This window comes from Sporomusa sp. KB1, assembly GCF_007830295.1.
GTDB lineage: Bacteria > Bacillota > Negativicutes > Sporomusales > Sporomusaceae > Sporomusa.
The window spans coordinates 1,205,631-1,220,045 of sequence record NZ_VLKC01000002.1; the positions used below are offsets into that span (position 1 = coordinate 1,205,631).

The 14,415-nt window shown below is 40.7% G+C and carries 13 protein-coding genes and 1 pseudogene; 5 read left to right on the forward strand and 9 right to left on the reverse strand.

Features of this window, described 5'->3' with window-relative positions; translation table 11 throughout:
- Positions 1-7: 7 nt before the first annotated feature.
- The 4 genes from SALPA_RS09335 to SALPA_RS09350 all read right to left on the reverse strand — a co-directional run bounded on the left by SALPA_RS09335 (position 8) and on the right by SALPA_RS09350 (position 6,430).
- Complete coding sequence (locus tag SALPA_RS09335) at positions 8-1,024, reverse strand: STELLO glycosyltransferase family protein (RefSeq protein ID WP_145092724.1); 1,017 nt, start codon at positions 1,022-1,024, stop codon at positions 8-10.
- Between the two features lie 102 nt (positions 1,025-1,126).
- Positions 1,127-2,740 (reverse strand): hypothetical protein, encoded by a 1,614-nt coding sequence (locus tag SALPA_RS09340; RefSeq protein ID WP_145092727.1) that lies wholly within the window; start codon positions 2,738-2,740, stop codon positions 1,127-1,129.
- A gap of 226 nt (positions 2,741-2,966) precedes the next feature.
- A complete protein-coding gene (locus SALPA_RS09345; protein ID WP_145092729.1) occupies positions 2,967-5,258 on the reverse strand; it encodes a glycosyltransferase in 2,292 nt (763 codons plus the stop codon).
- A gap of 53 nt (positions 5,259-5,311) precedes the next feature.
- Positions 5,312-6,430, reverse strand: coding sequence for a glycosyltransferase family 2 protein (locus SALPA_RS09350; protein WP_145092732.1), 1,119 nt, complete (start codon positions 6,428-6,430; stop codon positions 5,312-5,314).
- A gap of 559 nt (positions 6,431-6,989) precedes the next feature.
- On the opposite strand from SALPA_RS09350, the gene SALPA_RS09355 reads away from it, so the two are divergent.
- From SALPA_RS09355 to SALPA_RS33205, 4 genes and pseudogenes are all read left to right on the forward strand, one after another.
- Positions 6,990-7,472 carry a hypothetical protein gene (locus SALPA_RS09355; protein ID WP_145092735.1) on the forward strand — a complete coding sequence of 161 codons (483 nt, stop codon included), beginning with the start codon at positions 6,990-6,992 and terminating at the stop codon, positions 7,470-7,472.
- A gap of 114 nt (positions 7,473-7,586) precedes the next feature.
- Positions 7,587-8,027: a hypothetical protein gene (locus SALPA_RS09360; protein WP_145092738.1), complete on the forward strand. Its 441-nt coding sequence runs from the start codon at positions 7,587-7,589 to the stop codon at positions 8,025-8,027.
- A gap of 164 nt (positions 8,028-8,191) precedes the next feature.
- On the forward strand, positions 8,192-8,686 hold the full coding sequence (locus SALPA_RS09365; RefSeq protein WP_145092741.1) for a DUF3794 domain-containing protein: 495 nt from the start codon (positions 8,192-8,194) through the stop codon (positions 8,684-8,686).
- Between the two features lie 137 nt (positions 8,687-8,823).
- Positions 8,824-9,018, forward strand: a pseudogene (locus SALPA_RS33205) (DUF3794 domain-containing protein); the annotation flags it as partial.
- 117 nt (positions 9,019-9,135) lie between these two features.
- On the opposite strand, the gene SALPA_RS30250 reads toward SALPA_RS33205, so the two are convergent.
- The 4 genes from SALPA_RS30250 to SALPA_RS09385 all read right to left on the reverse strand — a co-directional run bounded on the left by SALPA_RS30250 (position 9,136) and on the right by SALPA_RS09385 (position 12,565).
- Positions 9,136-10,494 carry a hypothetical protein gene (locus tag SALPA_RS30250; protein WP_222427933.1) on the reverse strand — a complete coding sequence of 453 codons (1,359 nt, stop codon included), beginning with the start codon at positions 10,492-10,494 and terminating at the stop codon, positions 9,136-9,138.
- 269 nt (positions 10,495-10,763) lie between these two features.
- On the reverse strand, positions 10,764-11,333 hold the full coding sequence (locus SALPA_RS09375) for a DUF3794 domain-containing protein (protein ID WP_145092743.1): 570 nt from the start codon (positions 11,331-11,333) through the stop codon (positions 10,764-10,766).
- A 24-nt stretch (positions 11,334-11,357) separates the two neighbouring features.
- Positions 11,358-11,981: a DUF3794 domain-containing protein gene (locus SALPA_RS09380; protein WP_145092746.1), complete on the reverse strand. Its 624-nt coding sequence runs from the start codon at positions 11,979-11,981 to the stop codon at positions 11,358-11,360.
- A 32-nt stretch (positions 11,982-12,013) separates the two neighbouring features.
- Positions 12,014-12,565: a DUF3794 domain-containing protein gene (locus tag SALPA_RS09385; RefSeq protein WP_145092750.1), complete on the reverse strand. Its 552-nt coding sequence runs from the start codon at positions 12,563-12,565 to the stop codon at positions 12,014-12,016.
- Between the two features lie 337 nt (positions 12,566-12,902).
- Here SALPA_RS09385 and SALPA_RS09390 point away from each other — a divergent pair, with 337 nt between their 5' ends.
- Positions 12,903-13,430, forward strand: coding sequence for an SPOCS domain-containing protein (locus tag SALPA_RS09390; protein ID WP_145092753.1), 528 nt, complete (start codon positions 12,903-12,905; stop codon positions 13,428-13,430).
- A gap of 302 nt (positions 13,431-13,732) precedes the next feature.
- On the opposite strand, the gene SALPA_RS09395 is transcribed toward SALPA_RS09390, so the two are convergent.
- A complete protein-coding gene (locus tag SALPA_RS09395; protein WP_145092756.1) occupies positions 13,733-14,380 on the reverse strand; it encodes a B12-binding domain-containing protein in 648 nt (215 codons plus the stop codon).
- Between the last annotated feature and the right edge of the window lie 35 nt (positions 14,381-14,415).

Genomic DNA, 14,415 nt, shown 5'->3' on the forward strand with positions numbered 1-14,415 from the left:
CACTGGCTTATTTATCCCAGCCACTTTGTACGAGATCCGCTAACCAGGCATTTAATAGTCTTAACTCTTGCTGATCTAACAGGTCTAATTCAATCAGTGCCTCGTAGCACCGTCTCATATTATCAAAAATATGGTTATGGCCACCCTTCAGTGACAAGGAGCCGAGTGTCTCGGCGATACGGCGATTATACGTATATCCTGGTATTTCATCAACATAATCCTTCATTAAGTCATGTCCATTTCGCTCCTGCCAAACAGTCGCATCATGAAAAAGAACATGCCAACCATTCTCCCAGGCGATACGCTGCGCCACAAAACTACGCCAAATATCCGTCATACGAAACGAACAATAGGCTGGTAAATATAGCAAGGGGAACGCATCTAACCACCATGTTGTATTCTGACTATTAAAAGGACACCAACTATTGATCCCCAATGCTATCTCTCTTTCCTTACGAAATACTTGCGGCAAGGGCAGGATTAAGCGATAAATCGCATCCACATCCGGATTTTCATCAGCCAAACCTTGGTGAATCGGGCAATCGATGGTATTTAAGGGCAAAGAATCTAAGTCAGGCAGTGAGTTGTGAATGGCATCAAGCGGCAATCCTCTTGGCCAAATGAGATTTTCACAAAAATACCGGTAAACGTTAACCCAGTTACCATTCGTTAAGGTATGTGCAACCCTATTTCTTTGCCTTTTTTGGAAAAACTCGTTTCTTGGTATATTATCGTCATCTGTTTCAAGGATGATTTTTGCACCGTCACGCATAGCCAAAAGGTAACCAATATTCTTACGGGCATAATGCTGTGTAGGACAAATTGCCGCAAACTCAAACCCGGATTTTAGCTGCTCCTCAATACCAACATACTTACATCCTTCAAGATAAAAATCCGCAGGGCTTTTAGTGTCCCCCACCACAATAAATTCGTAACCATGTTCCACAGCACCACAGGCAATGGAAGTTAAGACTTTATTGGGATTGCTAATCGACGTCACTACGATTGCTACTTTAGTCTGCATGGTATCCCCCCTGAAATTGATAAAGACCCATAATCCATTGAAACGATACCACAACTCATTTCAAGCAAGCTGGCAAAGAATTCACCTAAACAGACTAAAATATTATTTTATCCATGATGATGGATATAGAATCTTAATTAGCCGATTATATAGTGAATGCCAATCCATAGAGTACTTTTCATAACTTGTTGTAGGTGCACCTTCCTCTTTTAATACTACAACCTCATCTTCTGATACTACGATAGGAGCAAATATATCATTTCTGAGTCCACTCCAGAAGCCGCCCGCACGCACTTGCCACATATGGTTATGCTCAGAATGTACAATTCCAGGTTTATTAGCAATACAAGTTAACAATACTAGACCCGATCCGATAACGCACAGATAAGCATCTGTTCTGCACGCCCAACAAATTGTATCCAGCAAAGAAATATTAACACCATTATAGACAACTATATCCTTATGCAACGCATGATTAATCAACTCTGCATCTTCTTGACAATCACTTAAACCATCTAAAAAAATCCCAACATTGGGATAGTTTTGTTTTAAGGCTCTCGCAAGATTAATGATGCCATCGACCTGCTCCAGCCAGGCTTTATTATGTTTACGTAGATTAATAAAAATTAGAGGATCTGCCACACAATCGGCTAGCAGACGTTTTTGACTTCCACTGCAATAACTTTTGGCAGCTTGTTGGATATGGAAGGCAGCGTCTGCAGATAAATGAGAGACACAAGGGTACAATGAAAACAACCCATGTGTCATGCATGTTTCAAATAACTCATCTGCATTGTCACAACTATAGCAAGCTGCTTTGTTAAACTCAGGAAAAAGCTGATATAATGGAATTTTGTTATTTTTATATATTACTATATTCTGTACTTTTTTATATAAGCCAGTCATAATGATACGATAAAAGCCACTATACTCGTTTAGGAAAAAATGCCCTAGATTAGTCTGCATACCATATAGTAGAGCCAAATTTCTTGCAGGTTTTTGCAAAAAACTAATTGTTTTTTCTGTAAATATCAAAAATTTTCTGTATAATTGAGAAATTGCCGAAATTACATATTTCGTCGGATAGCCAAGCTGAAAATACAATGGCGAAACAATGACTACATTATGCTTAGGTAAATAAAGAAAACTTTTCAAATTTGCATAACCTGCCGTAGCTATATAAAAATCTTCTCTCCCTTCAACCCTATAGAAAATAAAATGTGTCCCTAATTCTTCAAGATATACTGGAAATGAAATTGATGTCTCAAGTACATGACCAGATTTAGGACATATAGCTCTAAATATACCTTGCTCGAGAGTAGCATAGACATATGTGTTATAAAGAGGCGGGCTGCCTTGCTTTTGGGGAAACATATATTGATATCGCTCGGTTGAAAATGAACTATTGCTCATTACTTGTTCATGTGCCCACTCATCAATGAAATTGTATTTTAGATATTGCCTATTCAAGCCTAAAACTTCCAATTCATTATCTTGCATCTCATCAATACTTTTTACCGTAATGGGATATTTTCTGAAATACTCGTTAATACCTTGATGCACATTGACATTATCAAGTGAAAGTATTGCTTTTGCTAACTGAATAGCAGTATCCCCAGGTAAACTATCCATTGATTTTTTGAAAGCCTCAAACAATATAATAAAGTCGAGTAAACCCATCTCTTCTCCCTCTTTAAAAGCTTTTATATCCTCCAAACTAAAATACTCCTTCCTTTATATTCTCAGATATGAATAATCGAAAAAATAAACCGCAACAAGTAAGCGAGAATGAAATGCAGAACATAAGTATGCTATTTTCATTATGGTATATCTTATGTGCCATCCAGTAGTCTGTGCAATTAACCGCCTAATATTTGAAAAGTAAGCGTCAAAAAATTTCTACCTAGAATGAATCTGAGATGCTTAAAGATTCCCGGACTGTTTAGCCAAAACTTGAACGGCTGAACCCAGACCGATACTGAAAGTACGCCCAAACGATGTCACTGTTAGTAGCGGTCTGTTCCCTAACAACCGGTATTCCTACAGGTTGATGAGCAATAGGCAGAAGCGAGTATAACGTATTTAAATTTTCCTGCCATCCTAAATAATGGTGCTGCAGTATGACAGATTTTAGATGTTCCCCTTGATTAACACGGTATACTTCATCATTTACCAGTTTGTCGATAATCGTGAACAGCTCTTCCAGATTAGAGAAATGCGTCTTTACAATATCTGGCACTATGTCACCGCTAAAATGTGCGGCAAAATCCGTAGCTAAACCAACAACCGGGATACCCACAGCACCTGCTTCAAGTGCTGCTGTAGGCGCCCCTAAAGGGAACGAATCAAGGTATACGTCAGCCGCACTGTAGAATTTCTTCAAATCCTGCTGGAAGTCAAAAACCTTTATTCGACTGTTACTTTGACTCTTAAGTAGCGTCCATTTTCCTAATTCAGAAGACCCAACAATTACAATCTCGATATTTGGGTGCCTGTTAATTAGTTCTCTAATTAAATGTGAAAAACTATATTCACCACAGGATACTAATTGATATGGCGTAGCACTCGTCAAAAAAACCACGCTATCCTTGCCTATACCAAGATCCTTTCTGGCTGCTTGCTTATCGCGAAAATTTTGTGGAATTCCTAAAGGAATCGGCAATAAAAAGGAATTATTCATATTTCTGCGGGACAAAGTTATTCTTTGTCCGACAGCTCGTTGCTCAGCTATGATATCAGCCGTACTCATACCTATCGTAAAAGCCTGGTCTGCATGGTTAACAAAGACCACCGGCGGACCGCCGGCGACGCCAAAAGCTATCGGTGCAACCGGGTCATGGGAGTGGATATGCAAAACAACTACATCGGCCCACATAGCGGCTGCGTCACGCAGTGCCTTAGCTTTTTGGCACAGACTTAGATTTGCCGTATCAAGAGTAGTGTACCATCCACCAGAATGAATCGCCGCATCTACTAACCATTGAGGATTTGTCGTACTATTGAGAGTAACTACGATAGAATGAATTGATTCAGAATCCAGATATACCCAACGTTCTAGTGTTTTTATGTGACTGCTGGCAGCACAACCTTGACTCAGTACATGCAATATATTTCGCTTCTCCATATTTTTGGGAGGTAAGTGTGTAGTTACCCGGCTATTCAGTGTCTTTGCCACTTTGTGAAGAATTAGCTCTAACCTGGGCGAAATAAAAAAGCCTGGGTGAGAATGATACCCATAATCGCCTGCCTGCTTCACTACCAGCGCAGCTTTCTCCAAATCGCCTGACAACAAGCTAAATTCAGCTTGATCCATAAATGAAAGAAATTTTCTTCTCGTGTTTTCTACCCAATGCTGATAATAACTAAATTCATATTGATACGTAAACCACTTTCCTGCCTCTACATCTTGTGTCAACTGATATGGCGCGGCCAAGTGCGGAGGCAATCCCCATTTTTGAGCAAATTTTCGTCTATTAACTTCCAAAAGGGAGTTATATTGATTAGCCTGCTCCTTAAAAGATACACTACCGAAATGGTGTACAAAGGTATCCCGGCACAAAACCAAACGATAACCAGCCTTTCTGATACGCAAACAATAATCGTCATCTTCATAATTCCCAGGTGAAAAATCTTCGTCGAATAAACCAATTTTATTTATTACTTCGTCCTTAATCAGCAGACAGTAACCAACAAGCCGTGTTCTATCCTCCCAAAGTCCCGGATTAGAGTGGTTCACTTGTCCGGCAAACCGGATCATTTCTTCCACACTGGAATATTCGCAGGGAATACTTTGGAAGTTTGAGCAGGAATTAGTAACTGCACCGACAGCACCGATATCACTGGCACTATATAAACACTTTGTAAGGTTAGTTAACCAGTTGGGCGTCACAATCGTATCATTGTTTAATAGAAGAATATTGTTTTCCTTAGCCGCTTTTATGCCTTGATTGCAGCCTGCGGGAAAACCGGCATTCTCGCTATTTAGAATTACTTTAACATCTTGCTGGCCTTGCAACCACTCAACCGTACCATCGGTTGAGTGGTTATCAATAACAATAAGTTCATACGAGTGCGGTTCCGTATATTTCCTAATACTCTCAATGCAAAACTTGTTATAATCCAGCTTGTTGTAAGTTATGACGATAATACTGGTAAGACCTTGTGAAATTGTTTTATATTTGTCTGTTCCCGTGCTATCTTCAGTTTGTCTATTATCGCCTAAACTGCAGACCACGCTGAGACCTCCTCTACTATAGGCGCTCCTAATACAACTCTGGAATTCAGTTATCACTCTTTCGAAGGCTCAATATTCAGTTTACTTTGTAGCAGGTTTCGGTTGTGTTGAATCATTGGATTATCGGGAATAAATTTTGCCGCTTTTTCATTGTGTTCGTAAGCTAATTTGTAGTCTCCAAGACGTGAATAACATACGCACAGCTGAAGATGAGGCAACCAGGTTGCACATTGATTATTCACTAACCCCCATGAGGAATTCGCGGTCGTTAGATGAGTAGCCAGTGTATACCAGAATGTGGCCTGTTTTATTTGATTATTATTAAGATGATGAAAACCAAGCCGGCAACAGAAATCGCTTCGGGGAGTACTATACTGAAAAGATTGAAATATATATTTAAGCTCATTTTCTCCATCATGGAGTTCATAAAAACAATCGGCCAAACTAGCGCAGGCAGCAATATTATCTTCCAGCGCCCCTTGTTTTGTTGCTAAAAATTTTTGGTAATGTTCTATTGCCCGGTTATAGAGATTATGATCTCTTAACTCTTTGGCGTAATAATATAAATCTCGCGGTGAGAATTCTTCTCCTTTTAACTGCAGTTTTTCGTAGATTTTAAGATTGCGATCGCTATCATGTTTTACAGGCTTGTGGGCTACAGCAATTTCTGCATCTAACTGGATACCTTGCGCTGCTAAGAATTCGTGAACTGCTCCCATCCACTGGTAATTTTTTTCTCGCTTAACCAAACGCTCCCTACGTATTTGATATAATACGTTTCCATCTGTGTCAAAACTTAAATAATAAAGCATAGTAAGGACTTCAATTTCCCGACTGAGAGTTGCTTTTAATTCAAGTAACTTTTGACAGTCTTGGTCCAAAATAACATCATCAGCATCCAACCAGAGAATATATTCCTGCGTAGCCTTACTAAATGCATAATTTCGCGCGGCAGCAAAATCATCTATCCACTCAAAATCATAAATATTATTAGTAAACTGCCTAACCAGTTCTTTTGTTTTATCTGTTGAACCTGTGTCTACTATGATAATCTCATCTACAAATTGCTCAACTGATCGCAAACAACGCTCAATTGTAGCTTCCTCGTTTTTTACTATCATACATAAACTAATAGTTATCGGTGAGTGAGATTGCTCAGCACTATCCGGCATGTTACTACCTCCTAACGATATATGTCAGTAATTACTTTATTCCTAAGGGTGCTGATATGTGAAAAAGCTGATCCCCGCTACATGGATCAGCTTTTTTTATTTAATAAGAATTTTGGCATATATCTTGTCTTCTGGACTTTTGTTTCTGGCACAAACGTACGTCTAACACCTACAGCAAATCCGTCCTGCGGCTCGCCGCTGGGGAAATCGCGGGCGAGTTCGACCATGTGGATTACTTTCGAAGAAAGCTACTGCGGGACAAAATTGACCGCAGCGCGAAGCTACTCTGTGACGAGGAGCTGCTTGATCAACCATAACCTCGAATTTACGAATAGCAGGGCCACTGTCCATTCCTGAAGCACAGGCAGCCTGAATACGCTCGCTAATGTTATTTTTTTGGGGAGACAATTAACCACAGCCATGTTCATGCATATATTACAGTGTGCAACCAAACATGCAAAATAAAAAAGTCTATTTTTCATAAGCACTTAACAATAGCGTTGCATAGTATATAGTAGGCAAACGCCAAAAAAATTATTTAATAAGGAGAGATTCAATTATGCCATTTGGTGGGAAAAAGAAAGGAAAAGGATTTAATCTGGACTGCGTATTAGGGAACGTGAATATTACCGTCGTAACCTGCTGTGGTTTTATATTTCAAGGAGTCATTGTTGAAGAAGACGACGAGCATACCCGTGCGCAATACGGCTGCCCAGTTGTTTTCCCAGCTATGACTATGGAGTATGGTCATGACAAAGATGACCATAAAAAAGAATGCAAAGAGGAAGAAGAGAAAAAACATCATTGCCCCAAACCGGTTGAAGTTGAGGTCAAATGCGAAGAAGAGCCCAAATTCATCTGCCTGCGCCTAGAGTGCCCTCCTGCTTTTGTGTGCTGTAATCCAGAAGTAGCAGGTGCCCCTGCCAATATCGTAGGTTTAACAGCAGCTGGACCATTATTTATAGAGGACGACACTATATTAATTAACTTAGAGGATATTGCCGTCATAGGCCCAAGTCGTAACTGCCTTGTTACTGATTAATGTCTTGCCTTGTGGAGAAAACGAAACCCCGGTCTTCCGGGGTTTCGTGCTTACAAACAGGTAAATATAGTACTTCGCTTATATGAAATTTAGAAGAAAGGAGTAACGTAAATTATGACCTTGAGAGATGAAGATAGAATAAATTTGGGTTGCATACTGGGAGACGTAAGAGCTACTGTTGTCACTCAATGCGGTATTGTCTATCAAGGAACAATCGAAGACTGGGATTGCGGCCGACAGACAAATACCCGCCCGGATAGTTCCACATCTGATTCAGATGAAAGCGTAGAAGCGTCCTCTGCGCAACGGATGGAAGAGTGTTGTGACCCTCGTTTTATTCGCATGACGATAGAATGTATTCCTGGAAACATCTGCTGCCCGACTTTTTCTACCGACATCCTAGTTAGTCCCTCAAGAGTTACACCGATACTCGGCTTCACCGGAGCCGCCGAAACACTTTATGCGGTGGGTTCCTCCATTTTAATTAATTGGGATGATATTTCCTCAATAGGACTAACCAGCACTACCGCTTGTCTCACAGATGATACACCATAAGACCACAAAGCCGGAGCGCACAAGCGCACCGGCTTTTTTTAGAAGACGCAACCAAACATAATAATTTTAATTAATATCTAGTTATAGTAACAGAAGTCCTCCTAAAACCATAAAATAATACAAATGGAAGATATAAGACATTTCATAGATAAGGAGGAACCCTCATGAGTAGTAAGTGTGTTGATGTTACGGGTATTACTCCGACATCACAGTTTCCAAAGTGTCCTCCCCGACATCCCTTCACCGAATTCTGCGAAACTGATAAATTATGTATACCACACCCCCATCCTAACATCCACGATGTGTTGGAAGTGTGTGTAAACGTAGTCATTTGCTCAGCTAAAATTATTTGTACCCCTGTTGGGAACAAGGTTGTTGTCGAAGGCACAAAACAGATCAAGGTTACTTTTGCCGCGGATGACCCCTGCCAGTCGGTCCATTGTGCCCATTTTGAAATCCCCTTTTGCAGTTTAATATTATTAGGCCCTATCAAGGATGAAGTAATCCAAGTATGCTCGGCAATAGAAGATATCTCTGTCCGCTGCTTAGATTGCAGATGCCTGATAGTAAACACAGTCATATTTATCTGCCCGGTATTTGAAGAAACATACAATTATTGTTCCCACCCACATGATGACGATGCCAATTACCGCTTCTAGTTTGCAACAGTACTTAGTAGGTAGCTATCATAAAAACTTTAGCCCTTACCGTAGACGATTAAATAACCTACCTGCTTTATCATATGAAGATAGGAGGAGATTTGAATATGGGATGTACTCAAATTTCCGTAAACGGTATGCTCACCGTACCCAAACATAAGCCTGATATCCAATCCATACTTCGCATTTCTACAGCTACAAAAATTGATAAAACTATAACTATACGGAAAAAGATTTTTTTTACTGGACATGTATGTATCCGTATAGAATATGTTGCATGTTCGTCTGACCACTCAGATCCTATTCACTTCCTACAAGCTGAGGTACCGTTCAACGGTTTGCTGCTTCACCGGTTTGCTCGTGAACGCTTCAATACTTGCCTGCAAACTAGAATTAGAGTTTCCGACACTGAAGTTGTTAGTCCAAGGATGATTAACACAATAGTACTATTAAAACTGTGTAAACTTAAGTTTTCTCGTATCCCTAAACATTCGCATAAAAAGTGCTCTAATCCTAGTCATGGAAGTCTCTGCAAACCTCATCACAATGACAAATGCAAGCCTCATCACAACTGCGAATGCAAGCCTCATCACAATGACGATTGCAAACCTCATCACAATGACGAATGCAAACCTCATCACAATGACGAATGCAAGCCTCATCACAATGACGAATGCAAACCTCATCACAATGGCGAATGCAAACCTCATCACAATGACGAATGCAAGCCTCATCACAATGACGAATGCAAGCCTCATCACGATGACGAATGCAAGCCTCATCACAATGACGAATGCAAACCTCATCACAATGACGAATGCAAGCCTCATCACAATGACGATTGCAAGCCTCATCACAGTGACGATTGCAAGCCTCATCACAGTGACGATTGCAAGCCTCATCACGACTGCGATTGCAAACCTCATCACAATGACGAATGCAAACCTCATCACAATGACGATTGCAAGCCTCATCACGATGACGAATGCAAGCCTCATCACAATGACGACTGCAAACCTCATCACAATGACGACTGCAAACCTCATCACAATGACGACTGCAAACCTCATCACAATGACGACTGCAAACCTCATCACAATGACGACTGCAAACCTCATCACAATGACGACTGCAAACCTCATCACAATGACGAATGCAAACCTCATCACGATGACGAATGCGAGCCTCATCACGATGACGACTGCAAGCCTCATTACAACTGCGATTGCAAACCTCATCACGATGACGACTGCAAACCTCATCACAATGACGAATGCAAACCTCATCACAATGACGACTGCAAGCCTCATCACAATGACGATTGCAAGCCTCATCACGATGACGACTGCAAGCCTCATCACAATGACGAATGCAAGCCTCATCACAATGACGAATGCAAACCTCATCACGATGACGAATGCAAGTCTCATCACAACTGCGATTGCAAACCTCATCACAATGACGATTGCAAGCCTCATCACAATGACGACTGCAAGCCTCATCACGATGACGACTGCAAACCTCATCACAATGACGAATGCAAGCCTCATCACAACTGCGATTGTAAGCCACCCTCTTACGACCAGGATTGCAAGCCTCATCACAACTGCGATTGCAAACCGCCCTCTTACAACCAGAACTACAAGCCTCATCACAACTACGATTGCAAACCGCCCTCTTGCGACCAGGATTGCAAGCCTCATCACAGTGACAATTATACTCTTCCCTCTCACGTCTATGACTGCAAGCCGAATCACAGCACCGATTATAATTCTCCTTCTCACAACCAGAACTGCAAGCCACATCATAACTACGATTCTGAACCGCCCTCTTACAAATATAACTACAAGTCATATAATAGCGGTTATTGCAAGCAACAGGGTAGAGATCCTGTTCTCCCCGATGGGTTTCATGCGCCAACTACTATTCAGCCGTACACTAGGATTGGAAATGGTCACGGTGTGGCATTCGCATTCAAATACGAAGATTAAATGCATAGCAAAGAGGCCTCCGAAAAAGCTATTAACTTTTAGGAGACCTCTTTTTACTATTACTATCAATTTACTCAATTACATGTTCATTCAAAATAAACACGACTATCGCTATCGGTATCACTAAACGGTTTTACCTGCAAAAACAGCGTTACATTTTTAAATACTTCTCTTGGATTAAATGGTATCGCGAATACGTCTTCAATACAGGCCTCTACGCAAAAATCTTTATGATCGTCATGTGGTGTCAAAACAATAAATGCCGAAAACTTTGCGTCAAAATGCACAGTAAAAACCGGCTGATCCGCTCTAGCTGCAGTATAAACGATCTTTTGCTTTAATACACCTTCAACTACCAGTTTTTTTCCGGTCAGCCTGGTGCCTTCAATATTTTCTTTTGTGGGGCAAGGCCCTATTGGTGTATTTACAATCCTAGTTGAAATAACTTTTACTTCAGCAAACACTTTATCAATCGTTCCGATATCAGGTTTGTCACCAGGTAGTCTAAATAATTCCGGAACAGATATTTGTGTCCAGGCTCCTACCTCAACACAATCATCTTCATCCTGCCGCTCCACAAATATAGTCGTTTCGGCGGGGTCACACAAGCCTATTATCTCAACAGCGTTCTGCCCAAAGCATTGACATACTTTCATCAGTGAGAACCTCCTTGTTCTTGTTTAGCGTAAGAGGGACAACGCCCTAATGACCAATGTAACATTTTTAAATATTTTTCGCTGAGTAATATCTGTGATAAATATATCCTCGATACAGACCTCTACCTTGAATTTTCTTGTGAGCGGATCCTGTGGATCAAGGACAATAAACGCCGAGAACGGCGTATCGAAATGCACAGCATGCACACTTTGCGTCTGGCAAGCAGAATATACAATTTTTTGACGCAGAACTCCCTCTATCACCAATTTCTTTCCGGTTATTGCTGTACCTTCTTGATTAAAAATAGGAGGAGAAAGCTTGGAGTTAGTTGTTTTGAACGGTGTGGTGATTACCCGCTCACAGATAAGTTCCACAGCAGCGGAAATGCTTATCAGCTGCTCAATATCTGGTTTAAATGATGGAATACATAACACTTCCGGTACCACCAGCTCCGTCCAACGTCGGATAGCACCGTCATCTAAAAACTTTTCTAGCTTTTCTGGGGAGCATATACCGTTAATAGTCAGAAGTTGGGTTCGGTCCTCAGGTTCAGACCGCCTCGGTTTCTGAAACTTACCCATAACTCTACAATCCACAGACTCTATGCTGACATTTTCTTTGTCAGGTTCTTTATCGCAATACCTCATATTTCTTCCTCCTTTTTGTACATATTGTCTGACTAACCCTCATCATGACAAATGTCGGCTGTAACCGGTACAGCCTGTAGCAGTAACATTACATTATCAAATACCTCTCTTGGAGTAATTTTTTTGACAAACACGTCTTCTAAGCAAGTATTAATCTGGAAAATAGTATGCAGCGAATCTACCTCATGATCGTCCTCTTTGTACCATACCCGCACCGATTTGGGAATAACGATAAAAGCGGAAAACGGGATAACAAAACGAGCTGAATGTACAGGTTGTTCACAGCGAGCGGCAATATAGGATATTGTCTGGCAAAGTTCTCCTTCAACAATTAGCTTCCGCCCTGTAAGTAATTTGCCTTCAAAATTTGGACACGAGTCTGTACTAGGTGTTACAATTACCTTTTTTCTAATGATCCTTACTGCCACATTTACTCCTGTGATTTGCTCGATCTCTGGTTTTATATCAGGAATATTTAAATTTTCCTGGATCGAGATTTGAGTCCAAAAATTATCTACTCCTTTTGTAAAATTGATTCCTCTAATGTCACAGAGCCCAGCAACGGTAACCAAGCTGTCATCCATGTATATTCCTCCTTACTATTGGATAATTGGCTGTTAGAAAAACTTCGGATGTAATTTATTCATCTGCTTCATTATATGTAGTATACTGTTCGGTAGTTCCAAAACACGGCTACATAAACACTAGAAAACGCTGTATTAGTGCTAGATAATCCAAGATCAAAAAAGATTATTAAAAACATATTTTTTTCAATTGTTATTTTTTATGTAAACAGCTTGCTAGTTTTTGGTTATATACGGAACACATTTCACTTAAAATCATAAACTACTAATAAAGCTCCAGAAATAATACATATAATTGCATGCAGAGCGTATATCATTAGATTAAGGAGGAAAGAGTATGGCTCATTCGAAGCACAGAAGAGCCCGTCAGTTTGCGACCAACAGTAACTTAACAATCCCTGGTGATAAACCTGACATTGATTTTCTACTTCGTGTAACATCAACACCAGTAATCGAGCAATGTGTAGTATCACCTAAACAAATGCATCTTACCGGTTATATCAGCATTTGTGCAGAATATGTAGCATCTGTTCACGACGGCACACAGCCTGTGACTTTTATATTCTTTAAGCTGCCTTTTGACGAAACCTTTGTGCATTACCATGCACGCACAGGCATGAATGCTTATCTGAAATGTGATATTAATACTCAACAACTGCATCTTACTAACTCAAGAGAGCTGGCAATCTCTCTCAATGTAAGAATTTTGGGTGTAAAACTGGCACGATCCTATCATCGACTGCCCCCTCATCAGTGCAATCCATGTTTGGTCAATTTCTTTGAGTCAAGTAACTCAGAAGTATTTACTCCTACTTGCCGTCCTGAGCTAGATACCGGCCAATCTGATAACCAACAAACGCCTTAAATGAGAAAGGGCCGTATTGAAACGTAAATGTTTCAACACGGCCCCTTTCTCATTTTGGGCGTTCTTATCAGCAAAATCCAAAATTAAATTCAAATAACCCCTAGATTACGAACTTCTTCTGAAAGCCACTTTGCACTGCCAATTCAATATAATTAACCTCATTGACAATAGAAAAACCTCGTCGACCTTCATAACTGAACTTATACAAATGTCCCCTTTCCGTTCTTATAGCCAGCAAGAATTCTCAGCCTGCCTACAAGAATCCAAAAGGGGACAAGTGTACTTAATTGGTGTTGCCTTAATTACTTAGCAACAAGCTTATCACAAAGAGCAACAGCCTCGTCGGCGGTTTCAGCCCAGGCATCAGCACCAATTTCATCAGCGAAAGCCTGACTGGTAGGACCGCCACCAATCATGACTTTGTATTTTTTACGCATTTCCTGGCTTTTAAGATAATCAACGATCGCTTTCTGGGCGGCCATGGTAGTGGTCAGTAAGGCCCCGGCGGCAATGATATCAGCTCCAACCTCTTCGGCTTTGGCCAGGAAGCTTTCTGCCGGTTGGTCAATACCTATATCATAGACTTTATAGCCGGCAGCTGTCATCAAAGCACCAACAATGTTTTTACCGATATCGTGAATGTCGCCGGCTACTTGGCCGATAACAATCTTGCCTTTAGCTTCGCCACCAGTGGCGCCTGATTCAGCAACAATCGGATCTAGCATATTAAGCCCAGTTTTCAGGGCGTCTGCTCCCATCATAACATCGGGCAAAAATGCTTCCCCGGCTTTCCATCTTGCACCAAGTTCTTCAATACCCTTGATTAGGCCGTTTTGAATGGCTGCAACAGGATCAATCTTTTGATCAATAACTTGCTGTACATATTCAACTACCAAATCATCATCACCATCAAGAATAGCCTCTTTTAAGTTTTCGAAAATATCGCTCATAGAAATATACCTCCATTTATTTTAATGATTAAACT